This window comes from Actinoplanes lobatus, assembly GCF_014205215.1.
Lineage (GTDB): Bacteria > Actinomycetota > Actinomycetes > Mycobacteriales > Micromonosporaceae > Actinoplanes > Actinoplanes lobatus.
This window is the reverse complement of sequence record NZ_JACHNC010000002.1, coordinates 12,058-35,535: the sequence shown is the minus strand read 5'-3', so window position 1 is coordinate 35,535 and position 23,478 is coordinate 12,058. Positions and strand designations below refer to the sequence as shown.

The following is a 23,478-nucleotide window of genomic DNA, read 5'->3' as shown; positions in this document are numbered from 1 at the left end:
GAGCCCCCGGTCGGGATCGAACCGACGACCTCCCGTTTACAAGGAGGGACAACCTTAGCGCTGATCTCTTGGATGCTCTGACCTGCTAGATCGGTGATCGCTGATCTAGATGATTTTGCTAGACGGGTACTGAACGTATCGACGTTCTTATCTGGTTCCGGATTCCGCTGCGCGCTGCTCGTGGATATTGATGAGCGTGTTGACCATGCGGATTTTCTCGTCTGCCGTGACGCCGTGAAGCGTGCCGATGCGCTCGATCTCGTCGGCGAGATTCCGGCTCGCTACCTGGCTCTCGGCCTCGATGCCCGCGTGCAGTTCGGACACGATCGCCTCGATCGCCTCGGGTGCTGAGGGCATGCCGGCAATGCCGAGCGCCTCGCCCGGATCCACGTTCACGGCCAGGGCCATCGCCACCACGGTGCGCACGGTAGTGCGCACGGGCCTTGGTGATCCCGCTCTTCTGCCGGTGACGACCTGGGTCCAGAGGGTGGGGCTCACCCCTGCGCGCTTGGCCGCCTGACGTACGGAGAGGTGCAGCACCTTACTGCGGGCGTGCTCGAGCAACTCGCCGAGCGGCGTCAGCTCCTGGTGAGGCATGGCTGCCAGAGTACGCCAAAGTTTGCACTTGTTCGCATGAGTGAATGATGTCGATCTATGTCACGCCTGGTGGTTGGCAGAAAGTTGGCGTTGGTTGGCGCTGACTCTTGCAAACAAGTGCCAACCAAGATTATGGTTTGCGGCATGAGCGAACACGCCGAACGCAAGAGGCGTCGCCGTCCGCTCCCGATGGACCCCTCCCTGATCGCCAGGCGTCGCCGGGCGCTCGGGATGACCATCACGCAGACGGCGGCGAAGGCCCGGATCACCAAGGGCTACCTGAGCCAGATCGAGAGCGGGCAGCGCGGCGGATCCCCCTCCGTGGTGTTGCAGATTGCAGCGGCGCTGGAGTGCTCGCCCGACGACCTCGCCCCCGCCGGCGACAAGGCGGCCGCCTGATGCCCGGCACCGGACACCTGCCGCCCGGCCAGCGCAAGCTGATCGCCTCCATCGCCGCGAACACCCGCTTCGCCGGAATGACGGCCGACGACCGCCGCGCCGCAACCGCCCCCGCCCGCGAGGCGCGCAAGAAGAGCTGGGAGCGCAAGGCCGACCCCGAGGGCCGGATGACGCCCGACGAACTCGCCGATGCGGTCGTCCGGCTCAAGAAGGCCCACTACGCGCGGATGCAGCTCGCCTCGGCGCAGGCACGCACCGGAAGGAAAGCCGCATGAGCGACATCCCCACCCCCGACGTCACCAGCGCCTGGTGCGACGGCTTCATGACCGCCGTCGAGGCCATCGGAGTCGACGTCAACGCCACCGTGGAGATCCTCGCCCTCCACATGCCCGAGCGCATCCTCAAGGGCCTCGCGAGGATCGAGGCGCAGGAGCTGGTCGACCGCTGGGTCAAGGAGGGGCGCTTCGTGCGCCTCACCGAGGGCCGGATCGTCGCCACCCCCGACTACGACCCGCAGGTGCACGGACCGGTCGTGCAGTCATGACCGACCTGACCGTTTTCAGCTACGCCGACACCGGCGCGGGCATTCGGACCGTCGCCCGCGACGGGGAGGCATGGTTCGTCGCCTCCGACATCACCGGCATCCTCGGCTACGGCGGCGGCGCCCGGAACGCCATCACCCGCCTTCCGGACCGCATGAAGGGTGTTGAGGAAATCAACACCCCCGGCGGCCTGCAGCGGATGACTGTCATCAGTGAGGCCGGCGCCTACCGGCTCGCGATGCGGAGCAACCTGCCGGACGCCGAACGATTCCAGGACTGGATCGCTGAGGACGTCATTCCGGCGATCCGCAAGACCGGGCGCTACGAGGTCGCCCCGGCAATTCCGCAGACGTACGCCGACGCGCTCCAGCTCGCCGCCGACCAGGCCCGACAGATCGAAGCTCAAGCCGCCGCGCTTGCCGAGGCCGCCCCAGCCGCCGAGGCATGGAGCCACCTGGCCAGCGCCGACGGGGACCTGTCGGTCGCGGAGGCGGCGAAGAACCTCTCCCGCCACCCGCAGATCACGATCGGCCGGGACCGGCTGTTCACGGTGATGGCTCGCGAGAAGTGGATCTACCGGGGTGAGTCCCACCAGCGGTGGACCGTCTACCAGTACGCGGTCGACCGGGGCTGGGTGACGGAGAAGGCGTCGTCCCACTACCACCCCAGGACCGGCGAACTGGTTCTTGACCCGCCGCAGGTTCGCATCCTGCCGAAGGGCCTGGCTGAGCTGCTCAAGCGGTTGACCGGCGAGCAGCAAATCGCGGCCGCCTGATGTACCCCCAGCGCTGCACCAAGCCCGACCCGCACGGCCCGCACCGCGTGCACGCCGTCGGCTTCCGGACCGGCTTCACCTGCGCCGGGTCGCCGCCCGTCGAGGACGACCTGCCGCCCGCCGACCACGAGCACCTGATCCCCGGCCGCATCTGGCCGCTGACGTAGATCGCGCCGCCCGGTAGCCCCCGGACGGCGCGCGCACCGGACAGCACCAACCCCCAGAAGAGAGGAACCGTCCGATGACTCAGCCCAACCTACCCGAGCAGTCCGCCATCTTCGGTGAGATTGCCGCCGGCCTGGACGCCGGGATGCCCGCCTTCAAGGGCATCGAGATCACGTTCAACAACGCCGCCGACCTGTGCGCGTGGGCGGCCCGGTTCGACGTCGACATCCCGGCCACGGTGGGTCAGCCGTACCCCAACTCGGGACTCGCCGACCCGTCGCAGGTGACCGAGTGGCTGGTTTCGACGAACCGGGAGTGGCGCGGCCTGCCGGTGCGGCTGCACTCCTTGGAGCCGATCACCGATGAGCAGCGACAGCATTGGATCGACTCCGGCCAGGCTGCCTTGCACAGCCGGTTCAATGCCGAGAAGGCCGCCCGCGAGCCGGTGAGCGAGGCCCGCTGATGGCCGCCGACCTGTTCCGCGTGGTGCGGACGCTGCCCAGTGGCCCGGTGATCCTCGCTACCGGCCCGATCCCACGTGACGTCGCGATGGCCCGCTTCCGGGAGATGGCCATCGAGTGGCGGATGGACCGGGTGCGTGTGGTCCGCGAGCAGGACTACCAGGCAGGCAGGGCCTCCCGATGACCGTCTACAAGGGCGAGGCGGCCCGCGTCCCGGAGGTCACTCATCTCGCCGAGCACGGTGCTCCGACCGCGTGCGGTTTGCCCTGGTCGGCGATCCCGTTCCGGGACACGGTGACCACCACCGGCCGTAACGCGACCTGCCCGGCCTGCCGGTCGGTGCTGTCGACCGACGTGGTGAGCGGGTTCCGGTCGTGACGGCGCCGTGCGCGTGGGCGCTGCTCATGGACCGGATCGAGGTCCTGGACAGCATCCCGCCGGTGGTGCTGGCGCAGAACTGTACGGCTGACGCCACGGATCGGGTGCGGTTCGACCGCCCGGACCTGGGCGTGTGGACGGTGCTGGTCGGCGAGGTGTGCCTGAGCCACGCGGAGTCCGCGAAGCGTCTGGGTGGCCTGCACCTCGGCGAGATCCCCCGGCACGTGGCCGCTTCCCCCTGACTTCCCCAGGCGCGGCTCTGCATCGCCGCGCCGCCCCGCTGGACCTGTTTTAGCGGACGGGTCCGGCACCGGCCCGGGGCGCTGATCGCACAGCGTCCCGGGCCACCCCACCGAACTTCGCACCTTCTTCGCATCGACTTCGCAGGAGCACCGATGAGCATGACCACCTACGACGCCGGCGGGAGACTCGTCGGCTTCACCATCGAGGACACCGTCGGCTTCCTCATCTCGCCCGAGCCGGACCCGAAGCCCGGCGCGGCCGGTCTCGCCGACTACCCGACCAAACGCCTGGTCCCGCCGTTCCGCCGCCCGAACGTCACCGGTGAGCGTCGGATCGTCATCCCGCGCACGATCGGCATCGTTGACGCGCCGCTGGAGACGGACGCGCTACCACCGCTGGCCGCGTACGTCGCCCGTCCCCGCCCGCTCGCGCCGGGCCTGCTGGTCCGGTGGACGCACAAGGCCTGCCACCGGGCCGCCCGCCCGTCGATCGCCGAGCGTCTGTGCCGACTGTTCGGGGGTGCCCGGTGAGCGACTACGACTACGGCCCTGTCGACACGTACGAGATCACCTGGATGTCCGGCCACATCGAGCGCGTTCTCGCGCACCAGGTCAGTTACCCGGCCGCCGGGATGGCGCTGATGCGATCGATGGGCGCGGTGACCGTTGGCGTCGAGGGCGGCGCGCCCCGGGTCCGCATGCGCGCGGAGATCAACGGCCGGTGGACGTTGACGCTGTCGGCCCGCGAGGAGGACATCCGCACGATGCGGCTCGTCACCGAGCCCGAGCGGATTCCCGGGACGGAGGCGGACCAATGACCGCCCCGACCTACCGCCTGTTCGCCTTCTACAACGTCACCGGCGGCCACCTCGGGCACTACGACTGGGAGGTGACCGACGGCATCGGTGGCCCGCTGCTGGCGTCCGGCCGGTCGCGGACCAAGCGCGGTGCCGAGCGTGCCGCCGCCGACGCTGCCGCCTCCTGCGAGGAGGCGATCGAGTCGCGTCTGGAGCGGGTCCGTACCCGGCTCGCCGCTGACGGGGTGCGTGTGGATGTGCGCCTGGACGAGCAGGGCCGGGTGTGCGTGCATCCGGCGTGTGCCTGCTCGGACGTCGACCACCGCCGGGTGATGCGCGCGTTCCTGGCGATCGCCGGCGCGGTGCGCTGGGAGGTGAGCGCGTGATGGCCGCGATCAACGAGAACGTCATCGAGCTGATCCGTGCCCTCGCACGCGGTGGCGTCAACGACCCGGACATTGCCGACCGCATGGGGCTCACGCCCTCTCGGGTGCGCAAGGTCCGCAAGGACAACGACATCCCGGCAGGCGAGCAGCGCTGGCTTCGGGGCGGTGAGTCCCGTGGCTGAGCCGATCGACATCCCCGCCGCCGTGCGCGCCCAGCTCGACCACGACCTGGCCACCGCCATCGGCGGGCTGCTCTCCCAGGCCGCCGAGCGTGACGGCCTGGACGTGATCGAGGCCAACGTCGACCTGACCTTGTGGCTGCTCGCGCGGATGACGCCGGACCAGCTGGCCGCGTCCGCCGCCGCGCTCGCCATCCGCCTGCACCGCACCACCACGGAGGTGGCCCTGTGATCCCGTTCCCCGGATGGCGCAACGTGGGCCTCACAATGCGCGCGCTCCGGCAGCAGGAGGGTGTTCAGGGCCCGGCCATCAAGAATCACCCGTTCGGCCGCTCGTACTCCTGGGGCTGGCCGAAGACCGGGCAGGTCGTCACGGTCACCGTGACATGGGGCATTGCCTACTCCATCACCAGCCGCGGCCCGCTGGACTTCCGGCTGAACAACCCGACCTCGCAGCACGCGCTGCGCGTCCTCGCCGCTTTGGAGCTGATCCCCGCCAACATCGCCTACGCCGCCGAGGAGCGGTACGGGCGGTGCAAGCGGCTTACCGAGTGGTCGCCGCCCGCAGGTGACCTGTGGCCAGGCCGTTGGTTCCACGTCCACGACCGAGATGAGCAGTTCACTGGCTTCGCCGACCACCTGGCGGAGGTGGCCGAGTGAGCCGCCCCATGAAGATCGAGGGCCTGGCGCTGCTCGTTGCCGTCGACTGTGACCGCGGCTGCCAGGTCGAACTGGACCTGGACGAGGCCAGCTCGAAAACCGCGATCGGCACGCTCGCCGACCGGGCCAGGATCGTCCACGACGAGGCGCACGCCGCCGAGCCGCAGCACCTCTACCGGTACTCCGACGTCGCGCTGGTGCACGCCCACCTCGGAGGTGGGCGGTGAGCGCCGCCGTGACCGAGCCGGGCGTGTTTGAGCTGACCGCCGCCGAGTACCACGCCGACCCGGTACCGGGCGGCAGCCTCTCCAGTAGCGGTGCCCGCAAGCTCCTCCCGCCGTCATGCCCAGCGCTGTACCGGCACTGGGCCGACAACCCGCCCGAGCCGCGCGACTACTTCGACTTCGGCAGCGCCGCACACCGCCTGGTCCTCGGCGCCGGCGAGGAGATCGCCGAGATCGAGGCCGACAACTGGAAGAGCCCGAAGAGGCGGGAGGAGGCCGACGAGCACCGCGCCGCCGGCCGGATCCCGCTGCTGTCCAAGGACGTCGCGACGGTGCACGAGATGGCCGCTGTGGTGCGGGCCCACCCGATCGCCTCGGTGCTATTCGCGCCGGGTTCGGGCGTGCCGGAGCAGGCGCTGGTGTGGCAGGAGCGGGCCGCCTGGTTCGAGGACGTCGACGGCGAGCCGGTCGGCCGGTCCGGCTGGGTCAACTGCCGGGCCCTCGTCGACTGGCTGCCGAACCCGCAGCCCGGTCGCCGGCTCCTGCTCGCCGACTACAAGACGACCGCGAGCGCATCCCCGGACGATGCGGCGAAGGCGATCGCCCGGTACGGCTACCACGTACAAGGCGCCTGGTATCTGGCTGGCCTGCGGGCGCTGGGCCTGGCGGACGAGTCGGCGAAGTTCCTGCTGGTGATGCAGGAGAAGACGGCCCCGTACCTGGTGACGGTGATCGAGCCGGACCGGGACGCGATGCGGCTGGGCGCGATGCGGATGCGTGAGGCGATCAACACGTACGCGGAGTGCCAGTCGACCGGCAGGTGGCCGGGCTACTCCGACGACGTGGTGATCGCCGAGCTGCCTCGGTGGGAGACCCGCGAGCTGGACGGAGTCGTCTGGTGAGCCCCGAGACGCCGGCCTGCGGCAAGCCCTCCGACATTCCGCTCTTCCGCTGCACCAAGACGAAGGACCACAAGGGCGAGCGGCACACCGCCGTGGTGCCCGGCATCGGCTCGTACACCTGGGGCTACGTCCCCACGGACGAAGAGGGACAAGCATGAGCACCGCAGTCGACCGCTTCAATCAGGGCGGGATCGTCAGCGCCTCGGCGCCGGTCACCCAGACCGCCGCCGTCGAACAGGCCCGCGCCGTCGCCGAAGTCGCCGCCGCCGTCCAGGTCGCCCAGCAATGCCCCCGAGACATCCGCCGGGCGTGGGCCGACATGGAGGAAGCCTGCTCCCGGCTCGGGCTCGCCGAACGCGCCTTCTACAAGGTCCCCAACCGCGGCCAGGGCCCATCCGTCCACCTCGCTCGCGAACTCCTGCGGATCTGGGGAAACGGTGACGCCGGCGTGCACGAGCTATCTCGCGACGACAGCCGCGGCATGTCGGAGGTTCGCGCATTCGCCTGGGACCAGCAGACCAACGTGCGGCAGTCCCGGACCTTCCAGGTGCCCCACGTGCGGATGGTCGGCAAGGACCGGAAGCCGCTCACCGACACAACCGACGTGTACCTGCTGAACCAGAACATCGGCGCCCGTGCAGTCCGGGAGTGCATCTTTGCGATCCTGCCCGCGGATTTCACGGCCCAAGCGCAGGAGATCTGCCGGACCACTCTGGAGCGCGGGGACGGCAAGCCGCTGGTCGACCGGGTCGCCGAGATGGTGGCGTGGGCGAAGCAGGAACTGGGCGTCACCGTCCTGATGGTCGAGGCGCGTTTGGGCCGTAAGCGGGGCCTGTGGACGGCTGCGGACCTTGCCGATCTGAAGGTGCTCTTCGGCTCGATCAAGCGGCGCGAGACGACCGTCGAGGATGAGTTCCCGCCGGAGCGGGTGACGGCCGCCGAGATCACCGGTCAGCCGGCCACCGCTGAGGTTCCGGGCGGTGCCGAGTGACCGCGCTGTTCGATCCCGACTTCCACCCGGTCGACGCCCGCGCCCTGGCCGCCCGGTTGAAGGCGCTCGCTGACCCGACTCGGCTGCTGATCCTCCGCCAGCTGCGCCACGAGGGGCTGGCCACGAACGGCGATCTGCAGGAGGCCCTCTGCGTCGCGCAGCCGACGATGTCGCACCACCTGCGGATCCTGGCTGCGGCTGGGCTGATCACGTCCCGCAAGGAGGGCGTGTTCGTGATCCGGGAGTTGGATGCTGCGGCGTTGGAGGATCTGGCCCGGCTGATCAACCCGGCGGTGCGGCTGTGAGCGCGTCGAAGGCCAAGGGCACTCGCTGGGAGAGCCTGATCGTCCGCTACCTGATTGAGCAGGGCTTCCCCGCGATCGAGCGCCGCGCCCTGAACGGCTCGTCCGACAAGGGCGACATCGCGGGCCTGCCGGTCGTGGTCGAGGCGAAGAACTGCCGGACCACCGCGCTGGCGGCCTGGGTGGACGAGGCGACCGTCGAGGCCCGGAACGCGGGTGTCGAGGTCGGTGTCGTCTGGCACCACCGCCGCGGTAAGGCGTCGCCGGGCGACGGGTTCGTGACCATGTCCGGCGCGGCGTTTGTCGAGCTGCTGCGCCAGGTGAGCGGGGCGTCGTGATCGAGCCGACCGACCTGCCCCCGACGCAGTACCTCGTGATGGAGGTGCTCGCGGCCCGCTACCGCCTCGGCGAGCAGGCGTGGACGTTCCCGAGCACGCTGCGCCCGGTCATGCAGGCGCTCGCCGAGAAGCAGCTCATCGGCTGGAAGTCAGGCACGGCCCCGGCTTCGATCCTCGCCTGGCTGACCGACGCCGGCCGCAAGCACTCGCTGATGCCGGGCTACGTCCCGCCGATCCACGCCACCCCACCCCAGTAGATCGCTCGCGGGCCGTCCGAGCGGCGGCCCGCACCTCCCCTTTTGGAGACCTGTTGACATCCTCCCCGCCCTGAAGGGACGGGGATTCCGGTGGTCGCCCACCGGGTTTCCTACTTCTCAGCCTGCTGCCCCGGACGGAGGTTTCCGTTGAGGTCTTACGCCAGCTCCATAGGCCGACACCGCCTGCCCGGCGGCCAGGATGTTGCGTGCCGCGTTGACGTCACGGTCGTGGGCGGCCCCGCAGGGGCAGGTCCACGACCGCACGTTGAGCGGCATTTTCTCGGTGAGGTGCCCGCAGGCCGAGCAGACCTTGGACGACGGGTACCAGCGGTCGATCACGACCAGGTTCCGGCCGTACCACTGGCATTTGTAGGTCAACTGTTCGCGGAAGGTGGTCCAGGCCGCGTCACTGATGGCGCGGGCCAGGGTGTGGTTCTTGACCATGTTGCGCACGGTCAGGTCCTCGATCACGAGCGTTTGGGTCTCACGCACGAGCCGAGTGGTCAGTTTGTGCAGGTGGTCGCGGCGCCGGTCGCTGATGCGGGCGTGGATGCGGGCGACCTTCAGCCGGGCCTTGTCCCGGTTCCTGGAGCCCTTTTCTTTACGGGCCAGTTCCCGCTGGGCGCGGGCCAGCCGCTCACGGTCGGCGCGTTCGTGACGGGGATTGGTGATCTTCTCGCCGGTGGACAGGGTGATCAGGTGGTCGAGTCCGGCGTCGATCCCGACCGCGTTCTCGACGGTCGGGAGGGGTTCGATCGTGTCCTGGCAGAGCAGGGACACGAACCAGCGGCCGGCGCTGTCGCGGGACACGGTCACGGTCGACGGCGACTGCCCTTCGGGCAGTGGCCTCGACCAGACAATGTCCAGCGGGGTGGCCGTCTTGGCCAGGGTCAGTTCGCCGTTGTTCCAGCGGAACGCGGACGGGGTGAACTCGGCCGAGGCCCGCGACTTGTGTTTGGACTTGAACCGCGGATACCGGGCCCGTTTCTCCCAGAACGCGGCGAACGCACCTTGCAGATGCCGCAGGCCCTGCTGCAGCGGCACGGCGGAGACCTCGTTGAGGAACGCGAGTTCCTCGGTCTTCTTCCACGCCGTCAGCATGGCGCTGGTGGCGTTGTAGTTGACCCGCTCCCGGCGCTGATACCAGGCGGTGGTGCGGGCCTCCAGGGCCAGGTTGTACACCTTGCGCACACACCCGAACGTCCGGTTCAGCAGGTCGGCCTGCTCCGGAGTCGGGTGGAAGCGGAACTTGAAAGCCCGCTTCACAGCACGTTCGGACACGGCTCACAAGCTAACACACCTATGTGGAACCACCCTCGCGGACGGTCCGTGGGTAGACGCCCATCCGCCTTGACGGCGAATGGGCTGTCCCTGACCTGCTCCGCAGGGGTTCCGTTTCCTCTCCGGCCTGAAGGCCGGAGTCTCCACGGAGGAATCTGATGACCGGCAACGGCCTGTCCGAGGCAATCCCGCCCGCTTACACCGAGTGGGTCGGAAGCCAGATCATGACGTACCTGCGGCGCGATGAACTGGCCTCAGTGGCTACCGACTCCAGCCCGTCGGGTGGCGCGTCGTGACCGGCCGGACGCCCGAGGGCTACGAGATCGCCAACTGCCGCTCCTGCGCCGCCCCGATCATCTGGGCCACCAGCAGCGGCGGACGGCCGATGCCCGTCGACGCCGAACCGACCGGCGACGGCAACGTGGAGCTCAGCCTCCAACCCGGCATGTTCGTCGGGCCGGTCGCCACGGTGGTCACCGGGCCGACGCTGTTCGGCGGGAAGCGGCGCCGGGCTCACTTCACCAGCTGCCCGCAGGCTGAGCAGTGGAGGCGGCGATGAGCGCCCCGATGCCCGCGGCCGCCGCCGACTGGATCTACCGCGTCGTGCTCACCGACACCTACCGGGACTCCTGCACGATCGAGGGCAACCCGCGGACCATCGTCGACTGCCGCTGCCATGCCGGCCAGTGCGGGCACTGCGACGCGGGACGGCACCACCTGTGCCGGACCCGCCGGGACGGGCCGCTTATCGCCTGCGAGACGTACATCGTCAACCATCGCGGCGGCGCCCGAACCGACGTGTGGCTTGCCGGGCGCCCGTGCCGGTGGATGTGTTCCTGCGACTGCCCGCCGCCGGAGCCGGAGGTCCGCCCGGCCCTGTTCGACGCCGTACCGGTGGGGGTCAAGCGGTACGGGCAGCCGGAGACGCGGCGGCACCGGGAGTTGTTCGGGCAGCTCGGCCTGTTCGACGTTGCCGGAGGTGCCCGGTGACCCGCGCGAAGCCGACGGGCACCCCGCACGTCCATGTGGCCGACCCGGACGTGCCCGCCGACCCGACGGACCGGCGCGAGCCGCCCGCGCGGTGCTGCCGTCAGTGCGGCCGGATGAGCAGGCCCGGCGACGCCCACCACACCATGCCGGACCCGGTGCCGGACCCACGGCCAGGCGACGGCTAATTGCACTGGAATGCGCCCGCTTGCATTGGCGGGCGCATTCCGCGCTATCCCCAGGAAATATGCACAGGCTGTGGACGGAAGACGCGAGGCGAATAGTGATCAGTATTACCCCGGGAATGGGCACGGCGCACACGCTTTGCACGCGTGTTCCAGGTCGCGAAATGGGAGAATTGAGCGCGGGACAGGTGCGGCTAACACCCGTCCCGCAGGCACCACACAACCGATTCGCCCTAACGAACCGGAAAGGGGCCCTGGCGTGATGATGCCATGGCTGAGCGCTATCTCGAACCCCTGCGGCACCGTGTCGCTCCACACCGTCCCAGGGGGTGCCTGAGATGGCCCGCATCCGCACGATCAAACCCGAGTTCTGGTCGTCGCCGGCCATGGAAGGCCTCGACCCGTGGACGAGGCTCCTGTTCATCGCCTTGTGGAACTGGGCAGACGACTCCGGGCGCGGCACCGCCGAGCCGCGAGCGCTGGCCGGATTCGCCTTCCCGAACGACGAGGACATCACCTCGGCGGACATTCGGCGGATGCTCGGCGAGATCCGCCGAGCCTTCGGCGTGATTTTCTACGAGGTCGGCGGGCGCCGCTTCTACTGCATCCCCTCGTGGGATCGGCACCAGAAGATCGACAAGCGCTCCGCGCCGCGCTACCCCGGGCCGGAGGACGGCGAGCCGTTCGATCCCGACCCGAACGGCCCTTCCCGCAATACCGCTGAGCAGGAGAAACCAGCTCCCCTCGGAGAAACCCGCCGAGTTCCCGCCGAGTCTCCGCCGAGCCCTCGGAGGAAGCCCGGCGCTGGAAGTGGGAAGTTGGAAGTGGGAACAGGGGAACAAGTCAACTACCCGGCGCTCGCTTCGCTCGACGCCGAGGCGGCCGAGCCAGACGCCGCGGCCCCCGAACCCGGCGCCGTCGAGCTGTTCGTCGTCACCGAAGCCGACATGGTCGTCCCGCCAGAGAACGCCGGACAGCTCACCAAGCAGTGGATCGACTACTGCGAGGCCAACAACCTCAAACTCACCAGCACCGCAATAAAGCGATACGGGCGGCACATCAAAAGCGCACTCGCCCAAGGATTCGAAATCGGCCACATCAAAACCGCGCTGGCCCAAATGCTTCGAGACCGCGTCGCCAGCAGGCCCGCGCTACTCGACAACTACCTCATTCGAACCCAGCAGGGCCCCGAAATGCCGCCGGAACGAATGAGCCGCCACCAGGCCGACGCCGAACGGCGCGCACCCGAAGGAAGCACCGCCGCCCAGCAGCTCTACGACACCCTGACGAGGCCCGCATGACCCCCGACGAGATTCGCGGCCTGCTCGGCCTCTGCTCCGCCGCACTGCGCCAGCCCGCCGACGACCGCGACGAGATGGTCTGGGCCGCCACCCTCGGCGACCTCGACTTCGGTACCGCCCGCGCCGCCGTCGTCGACTGGGTCAAGACCTCCCCCTACTGGCCCCGGCCCGCCGACCTGCGCGAACGCGCCCGGCTCATCAAGGCCCAGCACGACCGCGAACGCGCCAAACGCCACCAGCTCGACGGGCGCCAGGCCGCACTCGAATCCTCCGAGCGAACCCAGGCCGCCCACCAGCGCACCGGTGCCGACATGGTCCGGCACGTCCTCGGGCGGATCGCCGACGCCGGCTCGAACCCGGCCGAGGGCAAGTTCCTCGACCCGCAGCACGCCGCCGACATCGCCGAGAAAGCCGTCGAGGAATGGCTCGACCGCACCCGGGAAGCGCCATGACCACCCCCGACTATCTCGCCGCCGTGGCCCTGGAGCTGTCCCACCGCGTCCGTGAGGACGACCCGGAAGCCAACGGCCGATGGCTCGCCAAACGCCTACCCGAACCCGGCGACTGGTTCCGGCTCGCCTTCGTGCTTGCCGCCGCCCTCCCGCAGGACCGGCCCTGGCGCGAACTAACCGGCTGGGCCGCCGACCTCACCGAGTGGACCGGCCCCCGGCCCGAGCCCCCGGACGAGTCACCCGCCCTACAGCCGTGCGGCACCCGCGCCGCATACCGGCGGCACCGCAGGCGCGGCGAGGACACCTGCCAGCCCTGCCGAGACGCGGCCGCCCGGTACAAGCGCGGCGAACGCTGCACGAACACCATGCAAGACGCCCGGAGGCCTGCATGACCATCGAGAAGCCCCGCGCCTACCGGCTGCGCAGCTACCACGACCTGCTCACTGTCCTCGTCGGCATCCGCACCGCCCGCAAGATCAGCATCAAGGAGTGGAGTCGCGTCGCCGGCCACGACCGCAGCGAGATCACCAACTGGACCGCCCGGCGCCGGGAGATGCGCGCCTCCGTCATTTGGGCACTGGCCAACGCCCTCGGCTACGACATCGCCCTCATCCCCCGCCAACCCGAGGAGCAGCCGTGATCCGCATCGACACCACACAGGACCTCGCCGAGGCGCTCCTGCTCCTGCGGCAACTGCGCGGACTCACCCAACCCGCCGTCGCCGAACCGGCCGGGATCTGCTTCACCCGGGTGTCCAAGTACGAGCGGGGCGTCAGCGTTCCGGGCGTCGAGAAGCTGATCGCGGTCCTCGGCGCCATGGGGTACGGGCTGGCGATCGTGCCGCTGATCGAGACGGCCCCGGAAACGGCCCCAGCGTCCACGCTCGCGGACGATCACCCCTCGGTCGGTGTCCCTGTGGGGCCAGAGGGCACAGAGATCGCCACAGAGGCCCCTGAGGCGTTCTGCTGCAACCGCCACACCCACCCGGGTCACGCCGACCTGGACGGCACCCACTGCGACACCTGCGGCGGACCATGCCGCGACGAGAGCGACCTGGAGGACGCGTGACCAGCACACCCACCACCGAGTTCGGCGCCAACCTCCGCCGTATCCGAACAGCCCAGGGCTACACCCAGGTCGAAATCGCCAACAAGGCCGGTGTCACCACCAACGCCCTCAGCCAGTTCGAGCTCGGCAAACACCTGCCCAGCGTGAAAACCCTGCTCGCCATCGCCGAGGCCCTCGACGTCAGCCTCGGCGTGGTCCTCGGCGACCGCCTCGCCACCGCCGAACACTTCGCCGACAAGGTCCGCCCGGCAATCCGGGTGCTCGGTGAGCAGCGCCGATACGGCTGCCGGAAATGCGGGATCACCGTTCGGCTGACGACGTTCCGAGGGGACATCACGTGGTGACCAATACCTGCGTGATCTGCGAGCGACCAACGCCGGACGGTGAGGCCTGCCACCAGTGCGCCCGAGACCTCGCCGAGACGCTCCGGGAAGCCGCCGGACACGCCGAGGACGCCTGGACCGTCATCGCCCGCCAAACACGATATGGGGCCGGTTCCCGAGGCGGCCGCGAACAGCCCCCGATCGTCGACTTCACCGCAGCCGACGACTACGCCGCCGCCCGCAACACGCTCACCACATGGATCCTCCACGTCATCGAGCAAGACGGACCAACCATCCCCACCCCACAACGCGCCGCCGGACCCGTCTGCGCACTCCAATGCGGACACGTCAGCTGCCGGGCACTCCAACGGCCAACCCCGCCCATCCCGCTCGCCGACGCCACCCGATGGCTCGCCGACCAGACCACATGGCTCCGCACCCGACCCGAGGCCGAACAGGCATTCGACGAACTCGGATACGCCTGCCAGATACTCACCCGGCTCGTCGACCGGCCCGAACCGCCCCAACTCCGCCTCGTCGGCATGTGCGACTGCGGGAAGATTCTGTACGCCCGACACGGCGTTGACGTGGTCGAATGCAAAGGCGAACACTGCGGCGCCACCTGGCACGTCGACCGATCCCAAACCATCCTCAGGGCCGCCCTCGACGAGCGCCTGGTGACCGCTGGCGAAGCCGCACACCTCGCCGGATACCTCGACACCGACCGATCCGCCAAACAGATCCGCGCACTCGTCGACGTCTGGGGCAAACGCGGCCGCATCAACCCCGCCGACCACGTCCTCGTCAAACACACGCACCGCGGATGTGACGACGACTGCGCCGAGGTCCGCGACATCGTCCCCGTCTACCGATTCGGCGACATCGCCGCCCTCATGGCCACAGCAGAACGACGAGTGACACAGAGCAACCAGACTTGCAGCAGTTGATCGCTCTGCGTACTGTTTCCGGTTGAGGCAGGCGAAGACTGCCCGAACGACGTCGAGGCCCCCGTGAAAGCGGGGGCCTTCGTCGTACCCAAGAACTCCGGGGCGGTCCGGACGGTGGGGGAACAGGGGCGCACAGCAGGGGCTGGCTGCCGTGCGCCCCACACCACAGGGGAGGCCAACATGGTGGACCCCTGGGAATCACGACGCCCACGACAACGCGCACGCGAGGACTGCTTCAAGACGTGGGGCACGAACTGCTGGTGGTGCGGACACCCCAACGCCTACGAGGTAGACCACCTACAGCGACGTACTGACGGAGGGTCACCGTACGACGTGGCCAATCTGCGTCCCTCACATGGGAGTAACGCACCGTGCCCTGTCTGCGTGAGCCCCACTACCGGGCGTGCACGGTGCTGCAACCAGGAGCGCAACCGCAAACCCAAGGTAGAACGCGAGGCCATGAGCATCGACCCGCGCTGCATTTGACCTGGTCAGAGCCTCGCGCGCCAAGATTTTTTAAGGAGGGGACACGCGGAACACCCGCTGCCCTTTTCCGCGATTGTGTGCGCAGGCAAATAAACCCAAGACGGCCGTCACCCACGGTCACCAGTGACTCTGTGTAGGGGGTTGGAAGTGCCGTTTCCCGCGACCCTCACGCTGGTCACCGTCGGTATCCAATGTGACTTCCCGCCGTCCGGCGCGGCCACCGGCTGGTTCGACTTCACCGCGGCCCGGCCGCTGCTCGGCGCTGCGGACAACGCGATCGTCCCGCCGTTCACCCTGCGCGCCACCCTGGACGCCACCGGTGCCGGCGAGATCGAACTCCCCGCCACGAACGACCCGCAGTGGTCCCCGTCCGGCTGGACGTACGCGGTCGAGGGCCGCATCGGCGGGGCCGCGATCACCGGCACCCTGCAACTCGACTACCAGAGCGCCAGCGTGCAGCTCGCCGACCTGCTCCAGGTCGACGGCGCCGCCGTGGCCGGCACCTCGTACATCCTCACCGCGCAACGCGGCATCGCCTCCGGCGTGGCCGGCCTCGACGCTGACGGCGACGTCATCGACGCTGACGGCAACAAGGTCGGCGGTGGCGGCGGAACCGCGTCGGGCACCGTCGTTACTGAGACCGCGTACGGGCAGGCCTCGACGGCCGGCGCCTCGTCCACCTACTCGCGTGGCGACCACACGCACGGCACCCCGGCCGCCCAGACTCTCGGCTCGCTCGGGGCCGCGGCCGCCGTGCACACCCACACCGCCACGGAGATCAGCGACTCGACCGCCACCGGCCGCTCGGTCCTCACCGCCGCCGACGCCGCAGCGGCCCGAACCGCAATCGGCGCCGGCACCTCCAACCTGGCGCTCGGGGCGACCGGGTCCACGGCTGCGGCCGGCAACCACACCCACGCCAGCGGTGGCGGATCGGTGGCCGTCGCCTCCGGGTACGTGTCGTCCGGCGACATCACGCCGCAGACCACCGCCTCATGGGCGGCGCTGACCGGCGGCCCCACAGCGTCGATCGCCGCGGCCGTCGGTGACGTCATCGAGTTCTCGTGGGCGGCATTGACCGACGACGCGACCGGTCTGTTCTGGGACATCGCGGTCCTCGTCTCCGGGGTGCCTGTGCGGTACGCGTCGACCGGAACCGGGACCCCCGCGATCGAGGGTGACCCGTCGCTCTACCCGGATTCGACGTTCCGGCCCCAGGCCGGCCTGGGCATGGTGGTCACCGTCGAGTCCGGCGATCTGTCCGGCGGCAACATCACGTTCGGCTGGGCGGTGTTGAACCCCAGCGGCGGCGGGAAGCTGTTCGCCGGCGCCGCCTATCCGCTGCGCTGGCGCGTCGCCAACTACGGGTCCTGATGTCGGTACGCACCGCCCTCGAGGACGACCTCGAGCAGATGCCCGAACGGGTCAAGGACAGCACCCTCGCCGCGGTCGCGCGGCGACTCGCCGACGTCCTCGACTCCGGCTGCGGCGCCCGCGATGCCGCGTCGGTGGCGAAGGAGATGCGGGCCGCGCTCGCCGATCTCAGGTCGATGGCCGATGCCGTGCCGGAGGAGGCTGACCCGATCGATGCAATCCTCCGGCGCGGTGCTTCTCGGGTCCCAGGATCCCCGCTACCGGACGGTTCCGCAGGGGGCGGTTCGTAGCTGGGGGCCGGAATCGATCGACCTGGCCAAAGGGCTGGGCGTCACCCCCGACGCCGGCCAGGTCGCGGTCATCACCGACGGCATGGCGCTCGGCCCGGACGAGAAGTGGCTGGCCAGCGAGGTGGCGGACGTTGAGCCGCGGCAGAACGGCAAGGGCGTCGATCTGGAGATTCGGGCGCTGGGCGGTCTGCTGCTGGTCAAAGAGCCGCTGATTATCTGGACTGCCCACGAGTTCAAGACCGCGCATCAGGGCTTCATGCGGATGCGTCACTACTTCGACAACTTCGACCACCTGCGCAAGCGGGTCAAGACGATCCGGTCGAGCACCCACTCCACAGAGATCGTCCTGCTGGGCAAGAAGGGCAGCCCGGTCGGGCAGACGCTCTCATTCCTCGCCAGGTCCGGGGGCAGCGGCCGAGGCTTCGCCGGCGTCTCCCCGCTGTTCTTGGACGAGGCGTTCGCGTTGACCCCGGAGCAAGTCGCCGCGATCATGTTCGCCACCTCGGCCGCGCTCAACCCGCAGGTCTGGTACATGAGCAGCGCGCCACTCAAGGAGTCCGAGGTCCTGCGCGAGACGGTCAAGCGGGGCCGGCGCGGATCACGTGGCCTGGTCTACTACGAGTGGTCGGCGCGCGGGAAGTACGACGAGCTGTTCAAACTCGTCGAGGCGAACAAAGCGCTGTCGGACGAGGACGAGCAGACGCCGGCCGGGCGCGAGCTTCGCCGCCGGTTGTTCGTGGCGGTGGCTGAGGCGAACCGGGCGTTCAACCGGCGGATCTCCGGCGACTCGATTCTGCGTGAGGTCCGGTCGACCGGCGTCGAGCAATTCCTCCGCGAGCGGCTCGGCGTGTACCCGGAGCTGGAGTCCGGTGCGGAGATCGACCAACAGCGGTGGAAGGACCTCGGCGACCCGGAGTCGCGGCGTGACGGCGACGTGGCCATCGCGGTCGACATCTCGCCGGAGCGGGACTGGGCGGCGATCGGTCTCTACGGCCATCGCGCCGACGACCTCGGCCACGTGCAGCTCATCCACTACGGGCCGGTCGCCGGCCTGCTCGACAAGATCGTTGAGTATCGCGACGCCCTGGACCCGGTCGCGGTCGGCATGGCCCGCGGCACCCACGCATCGCTGCGCGAGGACCTGAAAACACGCGGCATCATCCGGCCCGAGGACCGCGGCGACGACGAAGAGCCGAGCCGCAGCGACGACAAGGACCCCCGCCGCGGCGACCTGGTGGTGCTTGGCGGTATCGACATGGCGGCCGCCTGCGGGCAGATCCTCGACGCCACCCGCGAGTCGACAATCCGGCACGTGCCGGCGCCGCAGCTGGACGCGGCGGTCGGGGTGGCGAAGACGAGGCGCACCGGTGAGTCGATCGCGTGGGCGCGAACCGATCGAGCAGTGGATATCACCAGCCTGGTCGCCATCACCGAAGCGCGGTGGTCCTTCTACGCCCGGCGCGACGCGAAGCCGCGAGAAGACGACTACGACCCGCTGGCCAACATTTTCTGAGAGGGGGACCCGGTGACGGTGCTCGCCGAGCGGCTTCGCCCGCGCTGGGACCAGGCCACGGCCCGGCTCGCCACCTGGGCCGGCGCGATGGTCGGCCGGATCGGCCGCGGTCTGCCCGGTGTCGGTGGGCCGCTGCTCGTGGCCGCCGGTCTGTGGATGGCGTGGCCGCCGCTCGGTCTGGTCTTCGCTGGCCTGGCGCTCTGGGCGCTGGATCGGCGGGTCTGATGGGCATCTGGTTCCGCAAGCCTCAGCCCGAACGCCGCAGCCTGCCCCGGCAGGAGATGAGCGCCCCGCCGTCGTTCTCGTCCATCGACCTGTCGTCCGCCGAGTCCAGCCTGCAGTCCGTGGCCGTGCACTCGTCCGTCGACCTGATCGCGTCGCTCGGATCCGAGCTGCCGGTGCACGTCTACTCCGGTGACGGCGCGCAGCGAGTGAAGCGGCAGACCCCGGGCTACCTGCTCGACCCGGCCGGCGACGGACACGGACTGCCGGACTGGGCGTACCAGCTACTGATGTCGTGGCTGCTGCGCGGCAACGGCTACGGCGACATCCTCGCCACCGCGCCGTCCGGCTACCCGACACAGGTCAAGCTGTTCCACCCCGACGACATCGGCGGCTGGATCGACAAGGACGGCAACCCGGTGTGGACCGTCAACGGCAAACGCATCGACTCCGCCCGATTCTGGCACCGACGCGTCAACCCCGTAGCCGACCGAATCCAAGGGCTGTCCCCGATCGGCATGCACGCCGCCCAGATCGGCCTGTCACTGACCACCACCCGGTACGGGCTGCAATGGTTCGCCGACGGCGCGCATCCCGGCGGCATGCTCACCAACGAGCTGACCGACCTCAAGCCGGAACAGGCGAAGACGGCCAAGGACCGGTTCATGGCAGCCGTTCGCGGCAACCGTGAGCCGGTCGTGCTGGGCCGCGGCTGGAAGTACGAGAGCATCCAGGTGGCTCCGGAGGAGTCGCAGTTCCTGGAGACAGCCGGCTACACCGAGGCCCAGTGCTGCCGCATCTTCGGGCCGGGCCTCGCCGAGATCCTCGGCTACGAGTCCGGCGGGTCGCTGACCTACTCCACCGTCGAGGGCCGGTCGGCTCACCTGCTCGTCTACTCGCTCAACAAGTGGCTTCGGCGGCTGGAGCGGGTGCTCACGGACATGCTGCCGCGGCCGCAGTACGCGCGCATCGACCGGGATGCGCTGCTGCAGGCGACGACCCTCGACCGGTGGAAGGTCTACCAGCTGCAGCTCTCCACCAAGGCGCGGGCCATCAACGAGGTCCGCGACGACGAGGACTGGCCGGCAGTGCCCTGGGGCGCCGGCCCGGCGCCCGCCGATCCGCCCGAACCGGAAGACAAACCCGACGACGAACCCGACGAGGGCGAGGGGAACTGATGGACACGCTCACGCTGCCCGACTTGGACGTCGTGCGGACCACCCTGATCGCGTGCGAGCTGCGCGCCGACGACGAGGCGGCCAGCGACGACCTGGGCGTCATGGACGTCAGGTTCTCCCCGTTCAACTCGTGGTACCGGATCTCCTCCTACTGGGAGGGCGACTTTCTGGAGCGGTCGGCGCCCGGCGCGTTCAAGCGCACCATCAAGGCGCACAACTCGGCCGCGGCCGAGGACGCCCACAACATCAAAACCCTGTTCAACCACGGCATGGACTTCCACATCGGGGACAAGATCCTCGGCCGGATCGAGAAGGTTCGCGAGGACTCCGATTCGCCGGTGAGCACGGTCCGGCTGTTCGACACCTCGTACAACCGGGACCTGCTGCCCGGCCTGCGAGCCGGCGTCTACGGGTCGAGCTTCATGTTCCGGGTCGTCAAGGACGAGTGGAACAACGAGCCCGGCGCCAGCGACCACAACCCCGACGGCCTGCCCGAACGCACCCTCAAAGAGGTCCGCGTGTTCGAAGCAGGGCCCGTGACCTGGCCGGCGAACCCGGCCGCCAGTTCCGGCATGCGCTGCATGTCCGGCACCGACACGTACTACGAGCACCTGGCCCGCCTCGACCCGCACCGGGTCGACGGGATGCGTGCTCGCCTCACCGCACTCCGCAGCAGCCGACCCGACGACGTCACTCGGCCTGCCGACGGACCCGCGAACGCACCGACCTCCGACCCGGCCTCACGCCACTCGGACGGGAACCGCCGCGGCGAACGCGCCCGGCGCATCCGCGAAGCGCGCCTGGCCGCGCTCCAGTCCTGAGAAGGGAAACGCACTCCATGAAGACTTTGGAGGAGCTGCGCGCCCGGCAGTCGGAGATCACCGACGAGCTGCGCGCGCTGAACGACGAGATCGGCGACGCCGACCCGACCGCCGAACAGCAGGCACGCTGGGACTCCCTCGACACCGAGGAGAAGGACCTGCGGGAGACCCGCATCCCGGCCGCCGAGCGGGCCGCCCGCGTCTCGGACTCCCGCGCCCGCTGGCAGTCGACCCGGTTCAGCAACAAGCCCGGCGCGTTCGACGCCCTGAACAACCCGGCCGCCGGCCGGCAGGAACTCGTCGACTCGCTGATCCGCGCCAACGAGCACCGCGACATCGAGGGCGACAACCAGGCTCACTTCGAGCGGCTCATCAAGCGGCACTCCGGCGACACCGCGTGGGCGGCCAACCTGCTCGCCCGCTCCCGCGACGAGTACCAGTCCGGCTTCGCGAAGATCCTCATGGGTCGCGCCGAACTGCTCACCGCCGAGGAGCGGACGGCCATGTCGGTCGGCTCGAACACCAACGGCGGCTACCTGCTCCCCACCCACCTCGACCCGACGATCATCCTCACCAACTCGGGCAGCTCGAACGCCATCCGGCAGATCTCCCGCGTGGTCACCCTCACCCAGGGCACCACCTGGAACGGCGTCACCTCGGCCGGCGTGACCGCGTCGTGGGACGGCGAGCTGGCGGAGGTCTCCGACGACACCCCGACGTTCGGCCGGCCCGCGATCGGCACCAACGTCGCTCAGGCGTTCGTGCAGGCCACCATCGCCGCGTTCGACGACATCGACAACCTCGCGTCCGACGTGATGATGATGTTCGCCGACGCCCGCGACCGGCTCGAAGGTGCCGCGCACGCGACCGGCACCGGCGCGTCGAACCAGCCGAAGGGCATCGTCACAGCCCTGGACGCGTCCACGTCGGTCGAGATCACCTCGACCACGGCGGCAACCATCGGGGAGGTCGACATCCACGCCCTCTACCGGGGCGTGCCGGTCCGCTGGCGCGGCCGTAGCTCGTGGCTGCTGAACCCGCTGTACAACCTGGCGATCAAGCGACTCGGCACCGCGGTCTCCAGCGCGTTCTCCGGCGACCTCACCCAGCCGGTCACCGACCGCATCCTGGGCCGGCCGGTCGTCGAGAGCGACGACATGCCGACCACCCAGACGACCACCCAGCTCGACAACGAGATCGTCTTCGGCGACTTCTCGAACTACTGCATCGTCGACAAGCCGGGTGGCATGAGCGTGGAGTACATCCCGCACCTGTTCAACACGGCCAACAACCTGCCCGACGGCCGGCGCGGCTGGTACGCGTACTGGCGCACCGGCGCCGACGCCACCAATATCTCGGCGTTCCGGCTGCTCCAGGACAAGACCAGCGCGTAAGCGCCCGACAACGGAAGGGCCGGGAGTCTCGCAGGGCGCCCGGCCCTTTCCCATGCCCTGCGACGCCCTGCGGGAGGAATCATGGCGAAGATCTACCGCGTCCGCCCAGCTTCGGCCGGAGGCCCGTGCGCCGTTCGGCACCCGGAGCACGGCGAACTCGTGGTGCCGAACCCGGCCCAGCAGTTCACCGCCGACGACCCGCTGGTGCGCGCGTACCCGTGGCTGTTCGTCGCCGACGCCGACACCGCCGACCAGGCCGCGGTCGAGACCGCCACCCGCCGGCCCGGCGAGCAGCGCGGCCGCCGTGGCTGAGACCGTCGAAGGATCCGTCGTCGTCGGCTACCTCGACCCCGGCAGCTGGTCGGCGTGCTTCGGCCTGTCCTACCGCGACCTGTGCCTGTACGACGCCGCCTCGTCGCAGCGCATCATCCGCCCCGGCGGCACAGAGCTGCGCGCCGTCACCGGAGCCGGCGGCATCGCCGTCAACCGCAACAAGGTGGCCCGCGACTTCCTCGACAACACCGACGGCGAATGGCTGTGGTTCGTCGACTCCGACATGGGGTTCGCACCCGACACCGTCGACCGGCTCGTCAAGTCCGCGGATCCGGGGCTCCGCCCGGTGATGGGCGGGCTGTGCTTCGCCGCGCTGCGCCGCAAGCCGGCCGAGGGCCGCACCATGTACGCCGAGCGGTTCCTGATCCAGCCGACCGTCTACGAGTTCATCCAAGCCGACGATGAGGTCGGATTCCGGCCGATCGTCGACTACCCGCGCGACCAGGTGATGCCGGTCGCCGGCACCGGCGCGGCCTGCCTGCTCATCCACCGCAGCGCCCTCGAGGCGGTCCGCGCCCGGCACGGGGACGCCTGGTTCGAGCCGATCGTCCACCCGACCGGACTCAAGGGCAGGCCGCGGACGTTCTCCGAGGACCTGTCGTTCTGCATCCGGCTGCAGGCCGTCGACCTGCCGGTGCACGTCGACACCGCGGTGAAGACGACCCACGAGAAGGGCTTCATCTACCTCGACGAGGAGACGTTCGAGGCCCAGGACCTGGGGGGCTGAC

44 protein-coding genes are annotated in these 23,478 nt (G+C 69.7%); 42 read left to right on the top strand and 2 right to left on the bottom strand.

The features are described 5' to 3' along the window. Positions 1-147: 147 nt before the first annotated feature. Entirely contained in the window at positions 148-597 is a 450-nt protein-coding gene (locus BJ964_RS47245) for a helix-turn-helix domain-containing protein (protein WP_188127649.1), read from the bottom strand. A gap of 144 nt (positions 598-741) precedes the next feature. Here BJ964_RS47245 and BJ964_RS47240 point away from each other — a divergent pair, with 144 nt between their 5' ends. The 22 genes from BJ964_RS47240 (at position 742) to BJ964_RS47135 (ending at position 8,595) form a co-directional block, all read left to right on the top strand. Next, the gene (locus BJ964_RS47240) at positions 742-996 is read left to right on the top strand and encodes a helix-turn-helix domain-containing protein (RefSeq protein WP_188127648.1); all 255 of its coding nucleotides are present in this window, start codon (positions 742-744) and stop codon (positions 994-996) included. Then, the gene (locus BJ964_RS47235) at positions 996-1,271 is read left to right on the top strand and encodes a hypothetical protein (RefSeq protein ID WP_188127647.1); all 276 of its coding nucleotides are present in this window, start codon (positions 996-998) and stop codon (positions 1,269-1,271) included. Before BJ964_RS47240 ends, BJ964_RS47235 begins: the two co-directional genes overlap by 1 nt. Further along, positions 1,268-1,540, top strand: coding sequence for a hypothetical protein (locus BJ964_RS47230; RefSeq protein ID WP_188127646.1), 273 nt, complete (start codon positions 1,268-1,270; stop codon positions 1,538-1,540). The genes BJ964_RS47235 and BJ964_RS47230 overlap by 4 nt, the downstream gene beginning before the upstream one ends. Next, on the top strand, positions 1,537-2,313 hold the full coding sequence (locus BJ964_RS47225; RefSeq protein ID WP_188127645.1) for a phage antirepressor KilAC domain-containing protein: 777 nt from the start codon (positions 1,537-1,539) through the stop codon (positions 2,311-2,313). The genes BJ964_RS47230 and BJ964_RS47225 overlap by 4 nt, the downstream gene beginning before the upstream one ends. Further along, positions 2,313-2,480, top strand: a complete 168-nt coding sequence (locus BJ964_RS47220; protein ID WP_188127644.1) for a hypothetical protein — start codon at positions 2,313-2,315, stop codon at positions 2,478-2,480. The genes BJ964_RS47225 and BJ964_RS47220 overlap by 1 nt, the downstream gene beginning before the upstream one ends. Positions 2,481-2,554: 74 nt before the next feature. After that, entirely contained in the window at positions 2,555-2,941 is a 387-nt protein-coding gene (locus BJ964_RS47215; protein ID WP_188127643.1) for a hypothetical protein, read from the top strand. After that, positions 2,941-3,123, top strand: a complete 183-nt coding sequence (locus tag BJ964_RS47210) for a hypothetical protein (protein WP_188127642.1) — start codon at positions 2,941-2,943, stop codon at positions 3,121-3,123. The genes BJ964_RS47215 and BJ964_RS47210 overlap by 1 nt, the downstream gene beginning before the upstream one ends. Beyond that, a complete protein-coding gene (locus BJ964_RS47205; protein ID WP_188127641.1) occupies positions 3,120-3,317 on the top strand; it encodes a hypothetical protein in 198 nt (65 codons plus the stop codon). Before BJ964_RS47210 ends, BJ964_RS47205 begins: the two co-directional genes overlap by 4 nt. Next, entirely contained in the window at positions 3,314-3,559 is a 246-nt protein-coding gene (locus tag BJ964_RS47200) for a hypothetical protein (RefSeq protein ID WP_188127640.1), read from the top strand. Before BJ964_RS47205 ends, BJ964_RS47200 begins: the two co-directional genes overlap by 4 nt. Before the next feature lie 153 nt (positions 3,560-3,712). Next, entirely contained in the window at positions 3,713-4,090 is a 378-nt protein-coding gene (locus BJ964_RS47195) for a hypothetical protein (RefSeq protein ID WP_188127639.1), read from the top strand. Next, positions 4,087-4,377 carry a hypothetical protein gene (locus BJ964_RS47190; protein WP_188127638.1) on the top strand — a complete coding sequence of 97 codons (291 nt, stop codon included), beginning with the start codon at positions 4,087-4,089 and terminating at the stop codon, positions 4,375-4,377. Before BJ964_RS47195 ends, BJ964_RS47190 begins: the two co-directional genes overlap by 4 nt. Continuing rightward, positions 4,374-4,742: a hypothetical protein gene (locus BJ964_RS47185; protein ID WP_188127637.1), complete on the top strand. Its 369-nt coding sequence runs from the start codon at positions 4,374-4,376 to the stop codon at positions 4,740-4,742. The genes BJ964_RS47190 and BJ964_RS47185 overlap by 4 nt, the downstream gene beginning before the upstream one ends. Continuing rightward, positions 4,742-4,924, top strand: a complete 183-nt coding sequence (locus BJ964_RS47180) for a hypothetical protein (RefSeq protein ID WP_188127636.1) — start codon at positions 4,742-4,744, stop codon at positions 4,922-4,924. The genes BJ964_RS47185 and BJ964_RS47180 overlap by 1 nt, the downstream gene beginning before the upstream one ends. Continuing rightward, a complete protein-coding gene (locus BJ964_RS47175; protein WP_188127635.1) occupies positions 4,917-5,153 on the top strand; it encodes a hypothetical protein in 237 nt (78 codons plus the stop codon). The genes BJ964_RS47180 and BJ964_RS47175 overlap by 8 nt, the downstream gene beginning before the upstream one ends. 35 nt (positions 5,154-5,188) lie before the next feature. After that, positions 5,189-5,581, top strand: a complete 393-nt coding sequence (locus tag BJ964_RS47170) for a hypothetical protein (RefSeq protein ID WP_188127634.1) — start codon at positions 5,189-5,191, stop codon at positions 5,579-5,581. Next, a complete protein-coding gene (locus tag BJ964_RS47165) occupies positions 5,578-5,808 on the top strand; it encodes a hypothetical protein (protein WP_188127633.1) in 231 nt (76 codons plus the stop codon). The genes BJ964_RS47170 and BJ964_RS47165 overlap by 4 nt, the downstream gene beginning before the upstream one ends. Then, a complete protein-coding gene (locus tag BJ964_RS47160) occupies positions 5,805-6,707 on the top strand; it encodes a PD-(D/E)XK nuclease-like domain-containing protein (protein WP_188127632.1) in 903 nt (300 codons plus the stop codon). The genes BJ964_RS47165 and BJ964_RS47160 overlap by 4 nt, the downstream gene beginning before the upstream one ends. Continuing rightward, positions 6,704-6,865, top strand: coding sequence for a hypothetical protein (locus BJ964_RS47155; protein WP_188127631.1), 162 nt, complete (start codon positions 6,704-6,706; stop codon positions 6,863-6,865). Before BJ964_RS47160 ends, BJ964_RS47155 begins: the two co-directional genes overlap by 4 nt. Next, positions 6,862-7,698: a hypothetical protein gene (locus BJ964_RS47150; protein WP_203832984.1), complete on the top strand. Its 837-nt coding sequence runs from the start codon at positions 6,862-6,864 to the stop codon at positions 7,696-7,698. Before BJ964_RS47155 ends, BJ964_RS47150 begins: the two co-directional genes overlap by 4 nt. Further along, positions 7,695-8,003, top strand: coding sequence for an ArsR/SmtB family transcription factor (locus BJ964_RS47145; RefSeq protein WP_188127630.1), 309 nt, complete (start codon positions 7,695-7,697; stop codon positions 8,001-8,003). The genes BJ964_RS47150 and BJ964_RS47145 overlap by 4 nt, the downstream gene beginning before the upstream one ends. Beyond that, positions 8,000-8,338, top strand: coding sequence for a hypothetical protein (locus BJ964_RS47140; RefSeq protein ID WP_188127629.1), 339 nt, complete (start codon positions 8,000-8,002; stop codon positions 8,336-8,338). The genes BJ964_RS47145 and BJ964_RS47140 overlap by 4 nt, the downstream gene beginning before the upstream one ends. Beyond that, entirely contained in the window at positions 8,335-8,595 is a 261-nt protein-coding gene (locus BJ964_RS47135) for a MarR family transcriptional regulator (RefSeq protein ID WP_188127628.1), read from the top strand. Before BJ964_RS47140 ends, BJ964_RS47135 begins: the two co-directional genes overlap by 4 nt. Positions 8,596-8,712: 117 nt before the next feature. On the opposite strand, the gene BJ964_RS47130 is transcribed toward BJ964_RS47135, so the two are convergent. Further along, on the bottom strand, positions 8,713-9,876 hold the full coding sequence (locus BJ964_RS47130; RefSeq protein WP_188121527.1) for an RNA-guided endonuclease InsQ/TnpB family protein: 1,164 nt from the start codon (positions 9,874-9,876) through the stop codon (positions 8,713-8,715). Between the two features lie 158 nt (positions 9,877-10,034). Here BJ964_RS47130 and BJ964_RS47125 point away from each other — a divergent pair, with 158 nt between their 5' ends. From BJ964_RS47125 to BJ964_RS47030, 20 genes are all read left to right on the top strand, one after another. Beyond that, the gene (locus tag BJ964_RS47125) at positions 10,035-10,172 is read left to right on the top strand and encodes a hypothetical protein (RefSeq protein WP_188127627.1); all 138 of its coding nucleotides are present in this window, start codon (positions 10,035-10,037) and stop codon (positions 10,170-10,172) included. Beyond that, on the top strand, positions 10,169-10,435 hold the full coding sequence (locus tag BJ964_RS47120; RefSeq protein WP_188127626.1) for a hypothetical protein: 267 nt from the start codon (positions 10,169-10,171) through the stop codon (positions 10,433-10,435). The genes BJ964_RS47125 and BJ964_RS47120 overlap by 4 nt, the downstream gene beginning before the upstream one ends. Further along, positions 10,432-10,866, top strand: a complete 435-nt coding sequence (locus BJ964_RS47115) for a DUF6248 family natural product biosynthesis protein (protein WP_188127625.1) — start codon at positions 10,432-10,434, stop codon at positions 10,864-10,866. Before BJ964_RS47120 ends, BJ964_RS47115 begins: the two co-directional genes overlap by 4 nt. After that, complete coding sequence (locus BJ964_RS47110) at positions 10,863-11,051, top strand: hypothetical protein (protein ID WP_188127624.1); 189 nt, start codon at positions 10,863-10,865, stop codon at positions 11,049-11,051. Before BJ964_RS47115 ends, BJ964_RS47110 begins: the two co-directional genes overlap by 4 nt. A gap of 335 nt (positions 11,052-11,386) precedes the next feature. Next, entirely contained in the window at positions 11,387-12,349 is a 963-nt protein-coding gene (locus BJ964_RS47105) for a hypothetical protein (protein WP_188127623.1), read from the top strand. Then, positions 12,346-12,801: a hypothetical protein gene (locus tag BJ964_RS47100; RefSeq protein ID WP_188127622.1), complete on the top strand. Its 456-nt coding sequence runs from the start codon at positions 12,346-12,348 to the stop codon at positions 12,799-12,801. The genes BJ964_RS47105 and BJ964_RS47100 overlap by 4 nt, the downstream gene beginning before the upstream one ends. Beyond that, positions 12,798-13,193, top strand: a complete 396-nt coding sequence (locus tag BJ964_RS47095; RefSeq protein ID WP_188127621.1) for a hypothetical protein — start codon at positions 12,798-12,800, stop codon at positions 13,191-13,193. Before BJ964_RS47100 ends, BJ964_RS47095 begins: the two co-directional genes overlap by 4 nt. Next, positions 13,190-13,441, top strand: coding sequence for a helix-turn-helix domain-containing protein (locus BJ964_RS47090; protein WP_188127620.1), 252 nt, complete (start codon positions 13,190-13,192; stop codon positions 13,439-13,441). Before BJ964_RS47095 ends, BJ964_RS47090 begins: the two co-directional genes overlap by 4 nt. Next, positions 13,438-13,869, top strand: coding sequence for a helix-turn-helix domain-containing protein (locus BJ964_RS47085; RefSeq protein WP_188127619.1), 432 nt, complete (start codon positions 13,438-13,440; stop codon positions 13,867-13,869). Before BJ964_RS47090 ends, BJ964_RS47085 begins: the two co-directional genes overlap by 4 nt. Then, a complete protein-coding gene (locus BJ964_RS47080; protein WP_188127618.1) occupies positions 13,866-14,213 on the top strand; it encodes a helix-turn-helix domain-containing protein in 348 nt (115 codons plus the stop codon). Before BJ964_RS47085 ends, BJ964_RS47080 begins: the two co-directional genes overlap by 4 nt. Continuing rightward, the gene (locus BJ964_RS47075) at positions 14,207-15,139 is read left to right on the top strand and encodes a hypothetical protein (RefSeq protein ID WP_188127617.1); all 933 of its coding nucleotides are present in this window, start codon (positions 14,207-14,209) and stop codon (positions 15,137-15,139) included. Before BJ964_RS47080 ends, BJ964_RS47075 begins: the two co-directional genes overlap by 7 nt. A 633-nt stretch (positions 15,140-15,772) precedes the next feature. Beyond that, positions 15,773-16,999 (top strand): hypothetical protein, encoded by a 1,227-nt coding sequence (locus tag BJ964_RS47070; protein ID WP_188127616.1) that lies wholly within the window; start codon positions 15,773-15,775, stop codon positions 16,997-16,999. After that, entirely contained in the window at positions 16,999-17,289 is a 291-nt protein-coding gene (locus tag BJ964_RS47065) for a hypothetical protein (protein ID WP_188127615.1), read from the top strand. Before BJ964_RS47070 ends, BJ964_RS47065 begins: the two co-directional genes overlap by 1 nt. Then, on the top strand, positions 17,231-18,802 hold the full coding sequence (locus BJ964_RS47060) for a terminase (protein WP_239163888.1): 1,572 nt from the start codon (positions 17,231-17,233) through the stop codon (positions 18,800-18,802). Before BJ964_RS47065 ends, BJ964_RS47060 begins: the two co-directional genes overlap by 59 nt. 12 nt (positions 18,803-18,814) lie before the next feature. After that, the gene (locus BJ964_RS47055) at positions 18,815-19,027 is read left to right on the top strand and encodes a hypothetical protein (protein WP_188127654.1); all 213 of its coding nucleotides are present in this window, start codon (positions 18,815-18,817) and stop codon (positions 19,025-19,027) included. Then, positions 19,027-20,202: a phage portal protein gene (locus BJ964_RS47050; RefSeq protein ID WP_188127613.1), complete on the top strand. Its 1,176-nt coding sequence runs from the start codon at positions 19,027-19,029 to the stop codon at positions 20,200-20,202. Before BJ964_RS47055 ends, BJ964_RS47050 begins: the two co-directional genes overlap by 1 nt. Continuing rightward, on the top strand, positions 20,202-21,023 hold the full coding sequence (locus tag BJ964_RS47045; RefSeq protein ID WP_188127612.1) for an HK97 family phage prohead protease: 822 nt from the start codon (positions 20,202-20,204) through the stop codon (positions 21,021-21,023). The genes BJ964_RS47050 and BJ964_RS47045 overlap by 1 nt, the downstream gene beginning before the upstream one ends. A gap of 17 nt (positions 21,024-21,040) precedes the next feature. Next, complete coding sequence (locus BJ964_RS47040) at positions 21,041-22,417, top strand: phage major capsid protein (protein WP_188127611.1); 1,377 nt, start codon at positions 21,041-21,043, stop codon at positions 22,415-22,417. Positions 22,418-22,498: 81 nt separating this feature from the next. Further along, the gene (locus BJ964_RS47035; RefSeq protein WP_188127610.1) at positions 22,499-22,729 is read left to right on the top strand and encodes a hypothetical protein; all 231 of its coding nucleotides are present in this window, start codon (positions 22,499-22,501) and stop codon (positions 22,727-22,729) included. Continuing rightward, a complete protein-coding gene (locus BJ964_RS47030; RefSeq protein ID WP_188127609.1) occupies positions 22,722-23,477 on the top strand; it encodes a glycosyltransferase family A protein in 756 nt (251 codons plus the stop codon). Before BJ964_RS47035 ends, BJ964_RS47030 begins: the two co-directional genes overlap by 8 nt. The last annotated feature ends 1 nt before the right edge of the window (position 23,478 follow it).

Bases quoted from the DNA above. Each gene is read 5' to 3' on its own strand.
- BJ964_RS47245 (WP_188127649.1), bottom strand. From the start codon at position 597: ATGCCTCACCAGGAGCTGACGCCGCTCGGCGAGTTGCTCGAGCACGCC.
- BJ964_RS47240 (WP_188127648.1), top strand. From the start codon at position 742: ATGAGCGAACACGCCGAACGCAAGAGGCGTCGCCGTCCGCTCCCGATG.
- BJ964_RS47235 (WP_188127647.1), top strand. From the start codon at position 996: ATGCCCGGCACCGGACACCTGCCGCCCGGCCAGCGCAAGCTGATCGCC.
- BJ964_RS47230 (WP_188127646.1), top strand. From the start codon at position 1,268: ATGAGCGACATCCCCACCCCCGACGTCACCAGCGCCTGGTGCGACGGC.
- BJ964_RS47225 (WP_188127645.1), top strand. From the start codon at position 1,537: ATGACCGACCTGACCGTTTTCAGCTACGCCGACACCGGCGCGGGCATT.
- BJ964_RS47220 (WP_188127644.1), top strand. From the start codon at position 2,313: ATGTACCCCCAGCGCTGCACCAAGCCCGACCCGCACGGCCCGCACCGC.
- BJ964_RS47215 (WP_188127643.1), top strand. From the start codon at position 2,555: ATGACTCAGCCCAACCTACCCGAGCAGTCCGCCATCTTCGGTGAGATT.
- BJ964_RS47210 (WP_188127642.1), top strand. From the start codon at position 2,941: ATGGCCGCCGACCTGTTCCGCGTGGTGCGGACGCTGCCCAGTGGCCCG.
- BJ964_RS47205 (WP_188127641.1), top strand. From the start codon at position 3,120: ATGACCGTCTACAAGGGCGAGGCGGCCCGCGTCCCGGAGGTCACTCAT.
- BJ964_RS47195 (WP_188127639.1), top strand. From the start codon at position 3,713: ATGAGCATGACCACCTACGACGCCGGCGGGAGACTCGTCGGCTTCACC.
- BJ964_RS47185 (WP_188127637.1), top strand. From the start codon at position 4,374: ATGACCGCCCCGACCTACCGCCTGTTCGCCTTCTACAACGTCACCGGC.
- BJ964_RS47180 (WP_188127636.1), top strand. From the start codon at position 4,742: ATGGCCGCGATCAACGAGAACGTCATCGAGCTGATCCGTGCCCTCGCA.
- BJ964_RS47170 (WP_188127634.1), top strand. From the start codon at position 5,189: ATGCGCGCGCTCCGGCAGCAGGAGGGTGTTCAGGGCCCGGCCATCAAG.
- BJ964_RS47150 (WP_203832984.1), top strand. From the start codon at position 6,862: ATGAGCACCGCAGTCGACCGCTTCAATCAGGGCGGGATCGTCAGCGCC.
- BJ964_RS47125 (WP_188127627.1), top strand. From the start codon at position 10,035: ATGACCGGCAACGGCCTGTCCGAGGCAATCCCGCCCGCTTACACCGAG.
- BJ964_RS47115 (WP_188127625.1), top strand. From the start codon at position 10,432: ATGAGCGCCCCGATGCCCGCGGCCGCCGCCGACTGGATCTACCGCGTC.
- BJ964_RS47105 (WP_188127623.1), top strand. From the start codon at position 11,387: ATGGCCCGCATCCGCACGATCAAACCCGAGTTCTGGTCGTCGCCGGCC.
- BJ964_RS47100 (WP_188127622.1), top strand. From the start codon at position 12,346: ATGACCCCCGACGAGATTCGCGGCCTGCTCGGCCTCTGCTCCGCCGCA.
- BJ964_RS47095 (WP_188127621.1), top strand. From the start codon at position 12,798: ATGACCACCCCCGACTATCTCGCCGCCGTGGCCCTGGAGCTGTCCCAC.
- BJ964_RS47090 (WP_188127620.1), top strand. From the start codon at position 13,190: ATGACCATCGAGAAGCCCCGCGCCTACCGGCTGCGCAGCTACCACGAC.
- BJ964_RS47065 (WP_188127615.1), top strand. From the start codon at position 16,999: ATGTCGGTACGCACCGCCCTCGAGGACGACCTCGAGCAGATGCCCGAA.
- BJ964_RS47050 (WP_188127613.1), top strand. From the start codon at position 19,027: ATGGGCATCTGGTTCCGCAAGCCTCAGCCCGAACGCCGCAGCCTGCCC.
- BJ964_RS47045 (WP_188127612.1), top strand. From the start codon at position 20,202: ATGGACACGCTCACGCTGCCCGACTTGGACGTCGTGCGGACCACCCTG.
- BJ964_RS47040 (WP_188127611.1), top strand. From the start codon at position 21,041: ATGAAGACTTTGGAGGAGCTGCGCGCCCGGCAGTCGGAGATCACCGAC.
- BJ964_RS47035 (WP_188127610.1), top strand. From the start codon at position 22,499: ATGGCGAAGATCTACCGCGTCCGCCCAGCTTCGGCCGGAGGCCCGTGC.